Source organism: Candidatus Thiosymbion oneisti (genome assembly GCF_004359955.1).
Taxonomy (GTDB): Bacteria; Pseudomonadota; Gammaproteobacteria; order Chromatiales; family Chromatiaceae; genus Thiosymbion; species Thiosymbion oneisti.
Map to the genome: position 1 here is coordinate 105899 of NZ_SMSC01000016.1, position 16580 is coordinate 122478.

General features: G+C 61.6%; 14 protein-coding genes. 5 read left to right on the forward strand and 9 right to left on the reverse strand.

What is annotated here, in order from left to right; all coding sequences use genetic code 11:
- Positions 1-86: 86 nt before the first annotated feature.
- The 3 genes from E1958_RS11145 to gltX all read left to right on the forward strand — a co-directional run bounded on the left by E1958_RS11145 (position 87) and on the right by gltX (position 2070).
- A complete protein-coding gene (locus E1958_RS11145; protein ID WP_243448439.1) occupies positions 87-350 on the forward strand; it encodes a type II toxin-antitoxin system RelB/DinJ family antitoxin in 264 nt (87 codons plus the stop codon).
- The gene (locus tag E1958_RS11150; protein WP_133511938.1) at positions 351-587 is read left to right on the forward strand and encodes a type II toxin-antitoxin system RelE/ParE family toxin; all 237 of its coding nucleotides are present in this window, start codon (positions 351-353) and stop codon (positions 585-587) included.
- 70 nt (positions 588-657) lie between these two features.
- Positions 658-2070: a glutamate--tRNA ligase gene (gene gltX / locus E1958_RS11155; RefSeq protein WP_133511939.1), complete on the forward strand. Its 1413-nt coding sequence runs from the start codon at positions 658-660 to the stop codon at positions 2068-2070.
- A gap of 244 nt (positions 2071-2314) precedes the next feature.
- On the opposite strand, the gene minE is transcribed toward gltX, so the two are convergent.
- The 8 genes from minE to dnaX form a co-directional block, all read right to left on the reverse strand.
- The gene (gene minE, locus E1958_RS11160; RefSeq protein WP_089724590.1) at positions 2315-2599 is read right to left on the reverse strand and encodes a cell division topological specificity factor MinE; all 285 of its coding nucleotides are present in this window, start codon (positions 2597-2599) and stop codon (positions 2315-2317) included.
- Positions 2600-2602: 3 nt separating this feature from the next.
- A complete protein-coding gene (minD, locus tag E1958_RS11165; RefSeq protein WP_089724588.1) occupies positions 2603-3412 on the reverse strand; it encodes a septum site-determining protein MinD in 810 nt (269 codons plus the stop codon).
- 378 nt (positions 3413-3790) lie between these two features.
- A complete protein-coding gene (gene minC / locus E1958_RS11170; protein WP_133511940.1) occupies positions 3791-4555 on the reverse strand; it encodes a septum site-determining protein MinC in 765 nt (254 codons plus the stop codon).
- A gap of 814 nt (positions 4556-5369) precedes the next feature.
- Entirely contained in the window at positions 5370-6218 is an 849-nt protein-coding gene (locus E1958_RS11175; protein ID WP_133511941.1) for a lipase family protein, read from the reverse strand.
- A 357-nt stretch (positions 6219-6575) separates the two neighbouring features.
- Positions 6576-6920 (reverse strand): histidine triad nucleotide-binding protein, encoded by a 345-nt coding sequence (locus tag E1958_RS11180; protein WP_133511942.1) that lies wholly within the window; start codon positions 6918-6920, stop codon positions 6576-6578.
- Positions 6921-7410: 490 nt separating this feature from the next.
- Entirely contained in the window at positions 7411-8016 is a 606-nt protein-coding gene (gene recR / locus E1958_RS11185) for a recombination mediator RecR (RefSeq protein WP_133511943.1), read from the reverse strand.
- A gap of 3 nt (positions 8017-8019) precedes the next feature.
- Positions 8020-8343 carry a YbaB/EbfC family nucleoid-associated protein gene (locus E1958_RS11190; protein ID WP_089727197.1) on the reverse strand — a complete coding sequence of 108 codons (324 nt, stop codon included), beginning with the start codon at positions 8341-8343 and terminating at the stop codon, positions 8020-8022.
- 53 nt (positions 8344-8396) lie between these two features.
- On the reverse strand, positions 8397-10190 hold the full coding sequence (gene dnaX / locus E1958_RS11195) for a DNA polymerase III subunit gamma/tau (RefSeq protein WP_133511944.1): 1794 nt from the start codon (positions 10188-10190) through the stop codon (positions 8397-8399).
- Between the two features lie 436 nt (positions 10191-10626).
- Between dnaX and E1958_RS11200 the strand changes: the two genes are divergently transcribed.
- Positions 10627-11052 (forward strand): DUF4399 domain-containing protein, encoded by a 426-nt coding sequence (locus E1958_RS11200; RefSeq protein ID WP_133511945.1) that lies wholly within the window; start codon positions 10627-10629, stop codon positions 11050-11052.
- Positions 11053-11128: 76 nt separating this feature from the next.
- Here the strand turns inward: E1958_RS11200 and E1958_RS11205 are convergent, their stop codons facing one another.
- Positions 11129-12316 carry a hypothetical protein gene (locus E1958_RS11205; RefSeq protein WP_133511946.1) on the reverse strand — a complete coding sequence of 396 codons (1188 nt, stop codon included), beginning with the start codon at positions 12314-12316 and terminating at the stop codon, positions 11129-11131.
- Positions 12317-12518: 202 nt separating this feature from the next.
- On the opposite strand from E1958_RS11205, the gene recB reads away from it, so the two are divergent.
- Positions 12519-16181, forward strand: a complete 3663-nt coding sequence (gene recB / locus E1958_RS11210) for an exodeoxyribonuclease V subunit beta (protein WP_133511947.1) — start codon at positions 12519-12521, stop codon at positions 16179-16181.
- Positions 16182-16580 lie beyond the last annotated feature (399 nt).

Sequence of the window (16580 nt, forward strand, 5' to 3'; positions counted from 1 at the left end):
GGGGATTCGGCACCTAAACACGCTATCTCTGGACCGTCCGTTTCTCTGAGTTGGACTATAGCGACATCGAGTTTATAGAGGTCCCGATGATGCCTGCCGAAGACCTGGTTCGAATGCGGATCGACAAGCAACTAAGGGCCGAAGCATCCGAGGTTTTGAAGGCTATGGGACTGTCCATGTCCGATGCTGTTCGGCTGTTGCTGGTGCGAATCGCCAGGGACAAGGCCCTACCGTTCGAGGTCGAGATACCGAACGCAACCACGGTTGCGACCTTCGAGGCCACTGACCGGGACGAGGACATTGTTCGCTGCAAGGATACCGCCGATATGTTCGACAAACTGGGTCTGTGAGTGCGAACGCCGCGCTACACCAAGCGCTTCGAGAAGGACCTGGCGTTGGCGAAGAAGCGGGGAAAGAAGACGGCTAAACTGAAGAAGGTCATCGAGCTGGTTATCTCCGAACAGCCGCTACCGCCCCGTCTGCGCGACCATGCATTAGCCGGAAAATATACCGACCGTCGCGAATGCCCTATCGAACCGGACTGGTTGTTGATCTACAATGATAGACTTGTACCGCTTGACATCTAAACAAACGACACCCATGGTAGTCGACGACTGGTAGCTGGTAGCTGGTAGCTGGTAAGGATTCCAATCAACCATGACCATTCGTACTCGTTTCGCCCCTTCGCCGACCGGTTATCTGCACGTGGGAGGTGTCCGCACGGCGCTCTTCTCCTATCTCTTCGCCCGCAAGCACGGTGGAGTCTTCATCCTGCGCGTCGAGGATACGGATCTGGAGCGTTCCAGCGCCGACTCGGTGAATGCCATCCTGGAAGGGATGACCTGGTTGGGCTTGGAATATGACGAGGGGCCCTTCTACCAGACCGAGCGCCTGGGGCGTTACAACCAGGTGATCGACGATCTTATAGAGCAGGAGCTTGCCTATCGTTGTGACTGCTCCATGGAGCGTCTGGACGCCCTGCGCAAGGAGCAGATGGCCAGGAAGGACAAGCCACGCTACGACGGCCACTGTCGCCACCGTGACCTGGGGCCGGACCAGCCGCATGTGGTGCGCTTCCGCAACCCCGACGCGGGGGAAGTGGTGGTGGAGGACCTGATCCACGGTCGCGTGGCATTCAGCAACGAGGAGCTGGATGATCTGATCATCCGTCGCGGCGACGGCTCTCCCACCTACAATCTGACCGTGGTGGTGGATGACCGGGACATGGGGATCACACACGTCATCCGTGGCGATGACCACCTCAACAACACCCCGCGCCAGATCAACATGCTGCGCGCCCTGGGTTGGAGGCCTCCGCGTTATGCGCATGTCCCCATGATCCTGGGCAAGGACGGCACGCGCCTATCCAAACGGCACGGGGCCGTAAGCGTCGTTGCCTATCGGGACCAGGGCTATCTCCCCGAGGCCCTGCTGAATTACCTGGTGCGCCTCGGCTGGTCCCACGGCGATCAGGAGCTTTTCTCCCTGGATGAGCTGGTTGAGCTGTTCGATATCGATCAGGTCAACAAGGCCGCCGCCAGCTTCGATATCGATAAGCTGGATTGGCTCAACCAGCACTACATCCGGCACGGCGACCCCAAGCGTATCGCCCATCTGCTGAGTCCCCATCTAGGCCGGCTGGGTGTCGATCCTGCGTCGGGTCCCGATTTGGTGGACGTCGTTCTGGTCCAGCAGGCGCGGGCCAAGACCCTGGTGGAACTGGCCGCGATCAGCGCCTTCGTGTACCAGGATTTCGATGCCTACGATGCGGCGGCGGCCAAGCAGCACCTGCGGCCGGCGGCCAGGGAGGCCCTGGAGCGACTGCGAGAGGCATTCGATATGCTGGCCCTGGAGGACTGGGAACCGATGACCCTGGAGCACACGGTGAAACAGGTCGCACAGGCGCTGGATGTCAAGCTGGGCAAGGTGGCCCAGCCGCTACGCGTGGCCCTGGTGGGGCGGGCCGCCTCGCCGGGTATCGACGTAACCTTGCAGCTGGTGGGAAAGACGGCGACCCTGCGCCGCATCGACAAGGCGCTTGCATATATTCGAGGCAGGGCAATCGAATAATAAATATGTAGAGGCTGATGTTGGGGTTCGTTCCTCACCCCAACCTACTCGGGCTCGCCTTTATTCGGGGCGGTTTGTGGCGACATTCTTAATATCCACAGATTTTCGCAAACGAAACAATCTGTGAAAATCTGCGCAATCTGCGGATTCAAAACACGCACGCAACCTCGGCTCTTGAGACCGGGGTGGTGAGCAGAGTCCCGGTGGGCACAGCCCATCTACAGGATCATGTTTTCGGGAAGGTTCATACGCGCTTGTTTACCGCCGCTATGATCTCCGGTAGGACGATATTGAGTTCCAGGACCTCACGGCTGTCCTCCTGCTCGTAGTTGACGGATACGGCGCTGACGTCCACATCCGCATACTTGCGGATGACCTCCAGGAGCTCGCGCTGGAGCTTCGGCAGGTAGGATGGGCGGTTACGTTCGGTGCGGTCATGGGCAACCAGGATCTGCAACCGTTCCTTGGCGATGGCGGAGGAACCTTTGGGGCGCGGTGAACGTAAACGGAAGATGTCCAGTAGTCGCATGGCTCACTCCCTGAAGAGTCGGCTGAAGAAGCCCCTTTTCCGCGCTTCGAGGAAGCGGTGCGGAAGTTGCTCACCCAGATAGCGGGCAACCATATCGCTGTAGGCCTGTCCGGCCTCACTTTCCGGGTCCAGGAGCACGGGCACCCCCGAGTTGGAGGCGTTGAGCACGGATTTGGACTCGGGAATCACACCGAGCAGATCCAGCGACAGTATCTCCTGCACGTCTTCGACGCCGAGCATTTCGCCCCTGGCGACGCGTTCCGGCGAGTACCGGGTCAGCAGGAGGTACTCGTGGATGGGCTCGGCGTTGGTCTCGGCGCGGCGGGACTTGCTCGCCAGGATGCCGAGCATGCGGTCCGAGTCGCGCACCGAGGAGACCTCCGGGTTGGTGACCACCACCGCATCGTCCGCATAGTACATGGCCATGGTCGCCCCGTGCTCGATGCCGGCGGGTGAATCGCAGACGATATACTCGAAAGTTTGCGCCAATTCCTCTAAGACCTTGCCTACGCCCTCCTTGGTCAGGGCCTCCTTATCCCGGGTCTGGGACGCCGGCAGCACATACAGGTCGTCGCAACGCCGGTCGCGGATCAGGGCCTGATTGAGGTTCGCCTCATCGTTGATGACGTTGACGAAGTCGTAGACCACGCGCCGCTCACAGCCCATGATCAGATCCAGATTGCGCAGGCCGACGTCGAAGTCGACCACCGCAGTGCGATTGCCCCGCTGGGCCAGGCCCATAGCCAGCGAGGCGCTCGTCGTGGTCTTGCCGACGCCGCCCTTGCCGGAGGTGATAACGATGATTCTCGCCAAGATTCCGCCCTCCTTAAGGCGCGTGATCGCTAAAGGAAGCACCGATCGACTCGGCGGTTCCTGCAGTACAAGAATGGACTAGTACCTCATTTCACCCTATTTTACGTTCTCAGGCTCGTAGGGTGGGCTGTGCCCACCAACACCGTGCCTGGCTGGTGGGCACAGCCCACCCTACGGGTTACGCGCAAAATATGCAGAAATGGGGTACTAGGGGCTGTTGACATTTATTCTTAAGCGCGGACGATTGCGAGGAAATTTTCTTAACTGAAAGGCGCGGCGAGGGGAAATAGTGGACCTATTTCGACGCGCCGCAACGCCGTCAGCGCGGAACAGGGCCGCAATGGACCCGAGAATGATGAATGTCAACGGCCCCTGACATCAGAGTTTTTCTATCCGCAGTATTTCCTGATCCAGGAAGATCTGTACCGGTATCCCTTTGAGTACGTCCGGTATACGCTCGCTGACGCGGTAACGTCCAGCCACCGACACCAGCTCCGCTTCCAATGCCTGACAGAAAATCCGGGCCTCAGCATCGCCGCTCATGCCGGCCATGGCTCGGCCTCGCAAGGGGCCGTAGACGTGAATGTTCCCGTCGGCCAGGAGCTCGGCCCCCGAGCTGACGGGACCCACCACCGAGAGGTCGCCCCCCGTGGCGTAGACCCGTTGACCCGATCGCACCGGTTGCGTTACCAACTTGGAGGTTTTCCCTGAGCTCGGTTTAATGGTCCCCGGTGCCTGCTCGGCAGCCTGTGCAGCGGGTTTTGGCACCGGTTCGGCGGTAGCTTGCCCGGGGTTGCTGATAGCGGCCTCTCCCATGATCGCCAGCTCCATGACCTCGGCGGCCTGGTTCTGAGAGGCATTGCCGCCCCGCACGCCCACAGGGATCATGCCGTACCCGCGCAGGAGGCCCACCAACAGGGGAAACTGGATATCGCCCGCACGCGGGGGGAGCGCCGAGAGATCGACGACCACGGGCGTGTTGCGGAAGAACTCCGGTGCCTGGTCCATCTTCGTGCCCAGCTGTTCCGCTACCCCATCCATGTCGGTATCAAACAAGTGAATAACGGGCAGGGTAAAGACCGCCGCCTTGAGCTCGACCGCCCCGGCAGGAGTCTTCCCTTCTGATTCTGGTTTGACCACCATTGATCTCGTTATTGATCAGATCCCCGCACCCCAGGAGAGGGTGCACTTCCCCCCATGGAGCGAGGATGTCGCGGCAATACCGCACGCTACCTGTCGCCTGTGGATTTTGCGGAAGGTAAGACACGCCTGTCGGACCCGAGTGTAAGGCGTGATAGCTCATCGTTGGCCTTCCCTCCCCATACCGGGAGGTGGAACCCAACCGCCGGTGGATGCGAGCGGCGTGCAGCGCGCGGAAAATCCATGGATGACGGGTATCATACTAACGCCTGAACGCGGCTAGGCAAAGCATCACCGATGCGGTTCGCGCCTCCTCGCGGTGCCGTCCTCTAAGACCTACCACGCTCACCGCATCCTACGGCCTGAACGCGGCTAAGCAAAGCACCTGTTTCCCGTCTACCTCGGTTGGGGAACCACTGCATGGAGCGGCTACCTCAATGCCATTAAGTTAGCTGCCGGCCGCTGGTCGTGGTAGGTCGGGTTAGGCGCGTGCTTCGGTGTTCGGTTGGATCACAGGATTGGGGCGCGCCGTAACCCGACAGACGATGATGGGAGCCAGCCTGGGATGTCGGGTTACGGCGCGTTCAGCCTCGGTTGTCCACGCTCGCATCGCAAGGCGCGCCTAACCCGACCTACAAAACTTAACTTAATGGCATTGGCGGCTACCTAACGTCAAGTATCAGCCGGCACAAAAAGCGGAGCGGGAAACGAGCGGCGCTTTTTGTGGTCGGCTGGATACGCATGTTAGCCTTCTATGTAGGTATGGTTACGTCAAGTGCAGCGAACCTATTACCTTTATCATCCATAATTACTCTTTTTAGTCGGGATGATTGTCGCCAAAATTCGCTATCCTCTCGATGTACTCGTCGATGCTGTGATCCTCAATAGCATCCAAGCCCTTTTCCCCGATATCTGCAATTACACCCTTGACTGTGTCCATGAAGCGATACCACCAGCCAATATCCGTGCTCAGCTTCCCATTCTCGGAAATATAGACAAACGATCCAACATGGCTGTAACCCATAAGGCGTGCTGGCACCCGAGTTACAATGTCAGCGTTATTTTGAAATCTGAAAACCTTACCTTTCGCTTCAACGTTAAAGTGTCTAGCAAAAACTTTATTTCCAACCCGGGGGCTGCCAAACATATAAGCACCATAGAAGGTTTCATCCGCTTCCATTAATGTTGCCACTGCGAGTGTCGCTAAAGCACCTCCAAGGCTATGGCCTGTCAACCACAAAGGCCTATCCGGGAGGCCGTTAGAAGTCCTACAAAAGGAGCGAATGGCTGTCTTCATTTGGGGCCAGATATCCATTAAAGCCCTGTAAAAACCCGTGTGAACATCACCACCTAGGGGGCCGCACTGTGGCACAGCATTCAGATTATCCAACCAGTCGCCAATCTCATCCGTTCCACGAAAGGCCGCCACGACGAAATCCTCGTGCTTTATGACAATACCTTGAGAACTCTTGGCATCAAACCCTTTCACTTCCGAGAATTTTTTGTCGATGTTACAGAGTTCGGCTTTAATAGCCTGAACGTCAGGCGAAAGATCTTTTTGCTTGCGATAGGCGATCTCAGAAAATTTCGCCATCCAATACGCATTCGCGGGCTCATAACGTGAAGTTAATGGGTTAAGCTGTACTTGGTTTGTTAGTTTCGGCATTATGACTCTCTAAAAACTCAGTTCTGTGGCTAACAGTCGGGTGGGATATGGTAAGCGCAGCGAACCGCATCTCAGGGGGCAGTTGTCAGTTATCAGTTGTCAGGGGACCTCCCCTGACAACTGTCCCCTGCCCCCTGTCCCCTGTCCCCTACCAATCGATGCGGTTCGCTGCCTGCATCTGTCTGTCATACCGGTACAGGCAGACATCCCTGGGGCGGGACAGGCAGGTGCTCACCACACCATTGATGCGGTTCGCACCTCCTCGCAGTGCCGTCCGGTAAGACCTGCCGCGCTCACCGCATCCTACGTCCATCCTACGGGGTGAACGCAGCTGGGTAAAGCCCCCGTTTCCTGACCTCAGCCGGGGGGCCACTGCATGGGGCGGCCACCCAACAGGTGTAGATGCAGATGGTATACGCTCTGGCCGCCTGCCGCATTGCAGTTGATGACGGTGCGATAACCGGCCTCGGCGATGCCCTCATCCGCGGCGATCCGTTTGGCGGCGAGAAACAGTTTCCCCACCAGCTCCGCATCCTCCGGCTCCAGGTCGTTGATAGTCGGGATCGGCTTGCGCGGTATCACCAACACATGGGTCGGCGCCTGAGGCCCGATGTCTCGAAAGGCCACGACGTCTTCGTCCTCGTAGACGATATTCGCCGGAATCTCACCGGCCGCTATCTTGCTGAAAAGCGTGTCTGACATGATAAAACCTTTGGTTGCGTGCGGTTTCCGTTGCGGCAAATGGGAATCATTTTTTCCGCAAATAAACGCAAATCGGTCGAGACCGGTTCGCTAGTGTTAACGTAGAGAGATTCATCTTTTTGATCCCCTCTCCCCAACCCTTTCCCAGAGGGAGAGGGGGTATAGCGGCCAGTGTCGTTGGTCATGTTACAACTTAGATATTAACCACTACCGATTTGCGGACAAATTTTTCGTGGGATCCTGCCGGCTCAATGTTATCGGTAGCCCGCGCAGGTCGGGTCAGGCCAGGCCCCGTCCCGACGCAGGAGGGAGCCTGGCCGCCACCCGACATGGCGTAGTCCGCCATCTTGCGTCGGGTGACGGCGCGTCAATTACCGCAGCCGACGCGGCCACCACAGGCGCGCCTTACCCGACCTACGCGGGCTGTTTGGTTAAAACGGATCCTGGCGTCTGGCGTCGTGTTGCGTTTTCCCTGAACAGCGCAAACAATTCAGGATTGCTCTACCCCTTGACGACCGGCAAAGGCATGGGCCAGGGTGCCGCCGTCTACATATTCCAGCTCTCCACCCAGGGGAACCCCGTGGGCGATGCGGGTCGTCCGCACCTGATAGCGCGCCGCCATAGCGGCGATGAAGTGCGATGTGGCGCTACCCTCCACCGTCGGGCTGATGGCCAGGATCAGCTCTTCGATCTTCCGTTCCTGCAGCTGGGTTTCGAGCAGGTCCAGACCTAAGGCTTCCGGTCCGATGCCGTCGAGGGGTGAGAGCCTGCCGCCGAGCACGAAATAGCGTCCGCGAAAATCCGTGGCCTGCTCGATGGCGACGATCTCGGAAGGATGCTCGATCACGCACAGCAGGGAGTCATCCCGGTTAGGTTTGGCGCACAGGCCGCACAATTCCTGCTCACTCAAGGTACGGCAACGCTTGCAGCGCCTGATGCGCTCCATGGCCGCCTCCAGGACGGAGGCCAAATGACGCCCCCCTTCCCGGTCCTGTTCCAGGAGGTGGAACGCCATCCGTTGCGCCGACTTGGGACCGATGCCCGGCAGGCAACGCAGGGCATCGACGAGTTGGTTAAGCAGAGAAGGTTCCGGCATGGCTCAGAAGGGCAACTTCATCCCCGGCGGCAGTTGCAACCCGGAGGTCAGGTCCGCCATGTTCTCCTGCATCTTCTCGCCGACTCGCTGCACCGCGGCGTTGACCGCTGCCGCTACCAGGTCCTCCAGCATCTCCTTGTCGTCTTCCATGAGCGAGGGGTCGATCTCGACCCGCTTGACCTCGTGTTTGCCGTTCATGGTTACCTTGACCATGCCCCCACCGGATTCGCCTGTGACCGCTTCCCGGGCCAGCTTCTCCTGGGTCTTCTGCAGCTCCTCCTGCATCTTCTGGGCCTGCTTGAGGATATTGCCTAGTCCGCTTTTCACCTTGGGTTATCTCCTGCTGCTCGTTGCCGCCGGTCTTCGGCCCGGCGGCGAATCTATGGCGTCGGCTCGATACTGCCGGGCACCCAGCGGGCATCGAACTCGTCCTGGAGGAACCGTGCCACCGGGTCCTCTTCCATCAAGGCCTCGGCCCGGAGCCGACGCTGGGTATGCCGGTGGGCCTGACGCTGGGCCGGCGTCTCGTGCTCCGGGCGGGAGATTCGGATCTCCACCTTGAGCCCCTTACCTAATACCCCAGCCAGTGCATCCTGCAGCCGTTCCTCCGCCGAAGGCACCCGCAGATTTTGGCATTCGGGGGCCAATGTCAAGGCAAGCCGATGCCCATCCCACCCGGCAAGCCCGCAGTTGTGCGCGAGCTGACTCGCCACGCCACCGAGCCCCAAATCCGCGACTAAGCGATGCCAGTCCTCGGAGCTATGCAGGCTATCGGGGCTCGTGGGCTCCTGTAGATAGGGCTTGGATAGGGTCGTTTCCGCGCCCGCCTCCGCCACCCGCGGTGGCGCAGTATCCCCCGCGCGTTCCACGGTCCGATAGTCTTCGCCGGATGCGGCGGGTGGCGGTGGCGCGACCGGGGCCTGGGTCTCCCGCGCCGCGCCCCCGGCTCCGATCGACTGTCGCGCCGCCCCCAGCCCGGCGGACCGCTCTCCCCGCGGGGTGACCGACTCTCCGGGGACATCCCGCGGCGGGGCCGGCGACCGGGTCGGTTGCCGCTTGGGCCGCTGTTCCGTTCTTGTCTCATCCCCGGCATCGGGCCGGAAGGCGAGCATGCGCAACAGGACCATCTCGATCCCGGTGCGCGGGTCCGGGACCAGGGATAGGTCCCGTTGCCCCAAGAGGGCGATCTGGTAGAAGAGCTGTATGTCTTCCGGGGCCAGCTGCCCTGCCAGGTCTGCGATGCGTTCGCGCTCGGGATCGTCCTCCCTGAGGGTCGCCGGTACCTCCTGGTAGAGGGCGACGCGGTGCAGCAGGCCGATCAGCTCCTGCAGCACATCGGCGAAGTCCGGTGTCAGCTCCGCGATGCGGGCCACCTCGTCCAGCAGTCCGGGGCGGTCCAGCTTGGCGAGGGCCTGGAGCAGGTTCAAACACAGCTCCCGGCCCACGGTACCCAGCATGGTCCGCACCTCGTCCCCGGTCACCCGCCCGCCGCCGAAGGCGATGGCCTGGTCGAGCAGGCTCAAGCCATCCCGCATGCTGCCGTCCGCCGCCTGCGCCAACAGGGTCAGGGCCCGCGGCTCGAACTCAATGCCCTCCGCCGCCAGGATGCGTGCGAATTGATCGGTGATCTGCTCCGGCACCAGGCGCTTCAAGTTAAACTGAAGACAGCGTGAGAGCACCGTCGCCGGCACCTTGTGCGGGTCGGTGGTGGCGAGCAGAAACTTCACGTGGGTTGGCGGTTCCTCCAGCGTCTTCAACAGAGCGTTGAAGCTGTGGGCCGAAAACATGTGCACCTCGTCGATGAGATACACCTTGAACCGGCCCTTGACCGGCGCGAAGGGGACATTGTCGAGCAGCTCCCGGGTCTGATCGACCTTGGTCCGCGACGCCGCATCCACCTCCAACAGATCGACAAACCGCCCCTCGTCGATCTCCCGGCAGGTGCTGCACTGGCCGCAGGGCCGGGCACTCACGCCCTGCTCGCAATTCAGCGCCTTGGACAAGATGCGTGCCAGCGTCGTCTTGCCCACCCCCCGGGTGCCGGTGAACAGATAGGCATGGTGGAGCTGGTCCCGATCCAGGGCGTTACTCAGGGCCCTGACCACATGCTCCTGACCCACCATGTCCGCAAAGGACCTGGGGCGCCATTTACGTGCCAACACCTGGTAGGACATTCGGGATTCTCAAGGCCGCGCGCGGATCGAGCGGTTCAGGGTAGCAGGAGTTTAACCGATGCCGGGGGCCGTTGGCATTCATTCATCCGGGGTGGCTTCCGGCTTCCGGTCGCCGGCTTCCTGTTGCCAGCTTTCCGTGGCCTCTGGGTTTCCATGGTTCAAATGTCGATCGCATCGACCAGGGTCGGTTGACATTCAGCAAACCGCATCAGCCGGGTAGTCAGGTCGATTGGGATGCGTCATACCCGAAATCGGGATCGGGATCGCAATCGGAATCCCGATTTCGATTTCGGCCTACCAGCCTCTCCAAGCAGAGGGAGAAGGGCTTTGTTATCGCGGGCCGGGTAGGATGGGCAAAATTCGCCTACCAGGTGTTAACCCGATGCCCTGGTGTTAAGCTACCGGCCCCAACCCAATAACAAGAGGTGTTTTAAGCATGTCAGCGAAACAAGTTTCCATCTTGGTCGGAGCCGTCTGGTGTGCATTCTCGACCCTGATCTGGGCCGGGACGCCGGCCCCGGAGGGTGCCCAAGTCTACATCATCTCGCCCGTTGACGGGGAGGTCGTCACCAGCCCGGTGCGCGTTCGTTTCGGACTGTCGGGCATGGGTGTGGCACCGGCCGGAACGGATAGAAAGCACACCGGCCACCATCATCTGCTGATCGACGTAGACAAGCTGCCGCCCTTGGACCGACCGCTGCCGAGTGACGCCCACCACAAGCATTTCGGTGGGGGGCAGACGGAGACCGAGATCGAGCTGACGCCTGGGAAGCACACCCTGCAGCTCCTGTTGGGTGACGGGAACCACATCCCACATGAGCCCGCCGTGCTATCGAAGAAGATCACCATTGAAGTGAAGTGAGGTGATCCGTGGGGACCGGACCTTGGAAAATTCCGTCCCGGGGATTTTCCAAGAATGCCGGCAAAGCAATCCTGAATTATACCGATCTCGGGCCGATTTCTTCGCCGGCACGCGCTTTCGGGGCCGGCGTCCGGCCGGTCTGAACGGTTACCCCCGGGGGCATCAGCTCGCCCAGTAATTGACCGAGCTTGTGGCTCAACTGTTCCGGACTGGCTCCGGCGCCGAGCTGTTGCTGGAGGCTCATGAGATTTCCCGCGAGCTTGAGCCGATTGCGGCCGATTTCCTCGTTGGCGTATGCCTTCAAGGCCTGTTCCCGGCTGGCGATGATATCCTTGGTGTCGCCTCGCACAAGCGATTCAACGGCGGTTATCAGCTGATTGATGACCCGGTATACCACCGCGGATGAAAAACCGCCGAGTATGGCCAATGCGGGTTTGCCGAGTCCTCCTATTGCCCCCTCGGTCGGCAGAGGAATGAGTTCAGCGAGGAGGAGGCCGGCGATCAACCCGAGTACGAATCTGATCCAATAAGAAGATTCGTATTTCGGATCGAAGGTGCCGGCCACCACATATCTGTTGGCTTGAAAGAGGGCCTGAAACGAGGCGCCGAGCCCCGCGGCGGCGATGAGAAAAAGCAGATTGTACAGCAGCGTGCGCCCGGAGAGCTCTAACCACTCCTTTCCAACGTTCGCCGTATTGACCTGATCCGACAAGCTGAGCCCGACGATCGCAAGCAAACAGATGATGGCCGCCAGCATCATCTGGCGCACCAGCGGCACCGGGCCCAGGAAATGCCAAAAACCGCCTGTGGCGGACTCCGTCGCAAAAAGATGGATGGTACGTGGGGTGGCGGGTGCCACGATACGGGCAAGCTGGTCATGAATCGTGGCCAGCAGCCTGACGAACCGGTTCCCGCCGGCATTGGAATAGGTGCCGTCTCCGGCCGGACTTCCGTTGGTTCTCAAGTCATATGAATCGGCCCCCGATCCCTGCCTACGCACCTGGGCGGCAACATATTCGAGCTTTTCCACGGTATCTGCCGGAACCACGAGCCCCGAAGTGAGGGCATATCTCGCCATCGCTTCGGATTCTTCCAACAGCTGGGTTTGTAACGAAGGGTGGCCGGGATGGCCGGATCGTCGTAACCATTTGGCCCGCCCTCCGAATTTCGCCTCGCTACGGCCATGATTCTTTGCTTTCTCGTCTTCGAGATCAGGAGTTAGAAGGGAGGCCGCATGGTTACGGGGTTGTCTGGGATCTTTCATTGTTTCTCCTGAAAGGATTGCACCACTGAATAACGGTGAAACTACTGTCTCATATTTCAACGAAAGTTAAGACAAATCATTATATGCGCTGACCTTGATCTTAGATGAGACTCTTGAAAACCAGATCATAAATAAAGACTTATAATATACATTTAACTTAGATCATGCCGTGTGGCGACCGCTCTTCGCCGGGCTCGGGCACATGATAGCACTTGACCCCTTACGAATCCCCCTGCGGGGCCTGACCCTGATCGAGGCCAGCGCCGGCACCGGTAAGACCTACAGCATCACGACCCTGTATCTGCGGTTGCTGTTGGAGCTGGGCCTAGAGGTGGATCGGATTTTGGTGGTCACCTTCACCGAGGCCGCTACCGAGGAGCTGCGTGATCGTATCCGCAAGCGGTTGGTGCAGGCCCTGGACTGGTTCCGGGGCGGGGTGGCGGTTCGGGAGGAGGCAGGGAGGGGAGACAGAGCAGGGGGAGATGAACAGGATCCGATCCTCGTCCAGCTCTTGTCGGGGCTGCCGGATCGGGATCGGGCGCGCACCTTGCTGACCGATGCCCTGACGCGCATGGACGAGGCCGCGATCCACACCATCCACGGTTTCTGTCTGCGCATCCTCGGGGACCACGCCTTCGAGAGTGGTGCGGCCTTCGATGCCGAGTTCATCACCGACGAGACCCGACTGCGAACCACTGCCGTCGCGGACTTCTGGCGCCGGCAGGTCGCGGGCGCGGACCCCCGGACCGCGTGCCGGGTGCGGGAGCACTGGAAGACTCCTCAAGACCTGCTCGCGGACCTGCAATCCACCCTGTCCCTCGAGGATCTGCGGCTGTTGCCGCCGGTGGACACGGTAGGCATCGAGGCTGCGCGCCGGGAGCTGGACGCGGTCTTCGCGCAGATGCAAGCGCAATGGCATGCTGCCTCCGACCAGGTGGCGGACATCCTGGCGACCAATCCCGCTCTCAATCGACGCTCCTACACCAAGCAAGTGGTCGCCCAGGCCGTTCGGACCGCTGCGACGCTGGCCGCGGCCACCGAGCCTCCCGCATCCCTGCCCGCCGGCTGCGAGCGCCTGACACCGGCCGGACTGGCGCGTGGGACCAAAGCGGGTCAACCCCCGCCGGCCCACCCCTTTTTCGACCTGTGCGGCCGTCTATCGGAGTTGTCGGTCCAGGTCCATACCGGCACCAGGGCCCTGTTTCTGACCTCCGCGCGGGCGTTCGTGCGCGCTGATCTGGAGCGACGCAAACGGGACGAGGGTCTGCTCTATTACGACGACCTGCTGCGCCGCCTCGACCAGGCCCTGGCGGGGGACGGGTCGGAGGCCCTGGCCGCCGGCGTGCGCGCTCGCTATCCGGTGGCCCTGATCGACGAGTTCCAGGACACGGACCCCCAGCAGTATCGCATCTTCCATCGCCTCTACGGCAGGCAGCCCGACTGCGGCCTGTTCCTGATCGGTGATCCCAAGCAGGCCATCTACGCCTTTCGCGGCGCCGACATCTTCACCTACATGCAGGCCCGCGACGACAGCGCCCGTACCGGACATCGCTATGGCCTCACCGTCAACCGGCGTTCCGGCTCGCGGCTGATCGAGGCCGTCAACTGCCTGTTCGCCTCCGCCCGGGAACCCTTCGTCTACCAGGATTACATCGGTTTCGAGCCGGTAGCGCCCGGTCCCAAAGCGGACGAGAAACCCTTGCGAATCCAGGGTGTCGAACCCGTGCCCTTACAGGTTTGGATGCTCCGGCTCGATGAGGAAAACCAGACCCTCAGGCCACCAGGCTTTATCCGCAACGACGCAGCCCTCAGCGAGGCGGCCCAGGCCTGTGCCGGATACATCGCCGACCTGCTGAACCAAGCGGACGCCGGCGCGGCGACCATCGGCGACAGCGCCCTGAGGCCGAGCGACATCGCCCTGCTGGTGCGTACCCACCGCGAGGGCGACCTGGTGCAGCAGGCCCTACGCGCCCGCGGCATCAGCAGCGTGAGCCTGAGCGAAGACAGTGTGTTCGCCACCGAGGACGCCGAAGAGCTGACCACCCTGTTGCAGGCCTTGGCAGCGCCGCACGACCCAGGCCGCGTGCGGGCCGCCCTGGCCACGAGCCTGCTGGGACGCAATGCGGCGGAGCTGGCGCGACTCGCCGACGATGAGCTCGCTTGGGAGAAGCTGCTGGCCCGCTTCCAGTTCTACCGGGAACGCTGGCGGCAACAGGGGATCATGGCGGCATTACAGGCATTGCTCACGGCGGAGCAAATACCCGCCCGGTTGCTGCGCCGTCCCGACGGCGAGCGCCGTTTGACCAACTTGCTGCAGCTGCTGGAACTGCTACAAGTGGCCGCCGGCGAGCATCCCGGCCTGGACGGATTACTGCGCTGGCTCAGCGATCGGCGCGGGTCGCGGGTAGGGGACGCGGCCCAGCAGCTACGCCTGGAGAGCGACGAAGGGTTGGTCAAGGTCGTCACCCTGCACAAGAGCAAGGGCCTGGAGTATCCCCTGGTGTTCATCCCCTTCCCCTGGAGCGCTTTCAAGGGGTCCCAGGGACAGGCGCCGGTGTTCTTTCATGCCCCGGAGGACAAGCGGGCCTGTCTGGATCTGGGTTCGGGCGACCTGGACACACATGCACGCCTGGAACGGACCGAACGGCTCGCCGAACAGCTGCGCCTCTTCTACGTCGGGGTGACCCGGGCGGCCAAGCTCTGCGTACTCTGTTGGGGCAAGGTCAACGGCATCCGGGATGCGGCCCTGGCCTACCTACTGCATCAGGACCCGGAGAACGAGCTTCCCACCAGCCGGATAGCGCACCTGTCAGAAGCAGAGATCCGCGCGGAGCTGGACGCCCTGGCCGCGCGGGCGTCGGATGCTATCGAGATCCGCGAATTGCCCTTGTCCACCGGCGGGCCTTGGCGCGGCGGCCGGATCGACCCCGCGCGTCTGACCCCCAGGGAATTCCGCTCCACCATCGACGGAGGCTGGCGGGTCGCCAGCTACTCGGGCCTGGTGCGGGGCGACGAGAGCGAGCGCCCCGATTTCGATGCCGCCGCTGTGCCCCCCGCACCGGAAGCCGAGTTGGGCACCCCGACCGATCCGGTGTTCGCCTTTCCCGCCGGCGTCCATGCCGGCCATTTCCTGCATCAGCTGTTCGAGGACCTGGACTTCCCCCACGCTGCCGGCGAGACCCTGACCCAGGCCGTCCGCGACCTGTTGCATCGCTATGGTGGACTGAGCGCGGGCCGTGCTGCGGACCGGGATTGGGCGCCCGTGGTGGAGGAGCTGGTCACCAAGGTCCTGGATACCTGGTTGGACCCGGACAGATCCCTGCGTCTGCGTGCTATCACCGCCGCCGATCGGATCTCGGAGCTGGAGTTCCATTTTCCCGTCGCGGGCCTGAGTCCCGAGTCCCTGGGTGCCGCCTTGGCGGTCTCCGAGGCCCATGCGGATGCTGCCCAAGGGCTAGGTTTCGAGCCCATGCGCGGGCTCATGCACGGCTTTATCGACCTGGTGTTTCGCCGCCAGGGACGCTTCTATATCCTGGACTACAAATCCAACCGGCTCGGCGATCGCCTCACGGCCTACGGGCATGATGGCCTGCGCATTGCCATCCGCCGCCACCGTTACCGGCTGCAATACCTCATCTACACCCTGGCCCTGCACCGGTTTCTCGGTTGGCGGCTACCCGACTATGACTACCGGACCCATTTCGGCGGCGTCTACTACCTGTTCCTGCGGGGGATGCGCCCCCACTCGGGCCCGCGTTACGGCGTTTGGTACGACCGGCCCTCCTATGATTTGATCGCGGCGTTGGACCGGCTGTTCGCCGGTGGGCAGGAAGCGACTGCGGTCCCTGGTCGCAGAATAGCCTGAACCGCAAGCTCATCGACTCGACTTTGGCGCGGCCTACCCGCGTGGATCTCACGCCGCGTGTAGGGTGGGCTGTGCCCACCGACTCGGTTGCCCAAGGCGTGAGCCGCCACCGCTACGTCGGGTTAGGCCGCGTCCCTGCGGCTAACCCCACCTACCCGGCTTGCTCGATAAATGTCAACAACCCCTAGCTCGTAGGGTGGGCTGCGCCCACCAGCTAGGCACGGTATTGGTGGGCACAGCCCAGCCTACGGGCTATGGAACAGTCCGGGCTGGATTGAGCATGGGAAAAGATCATTTTTTTCTCTCGTTCCCACGCAGCACGTGGGAACGCGGAAGCTCCGCGCCGCGGAGGAGGGTGTCGCAAAAATGGTAGCGTCAGCTGCCTGTCTGTGAAGTTTA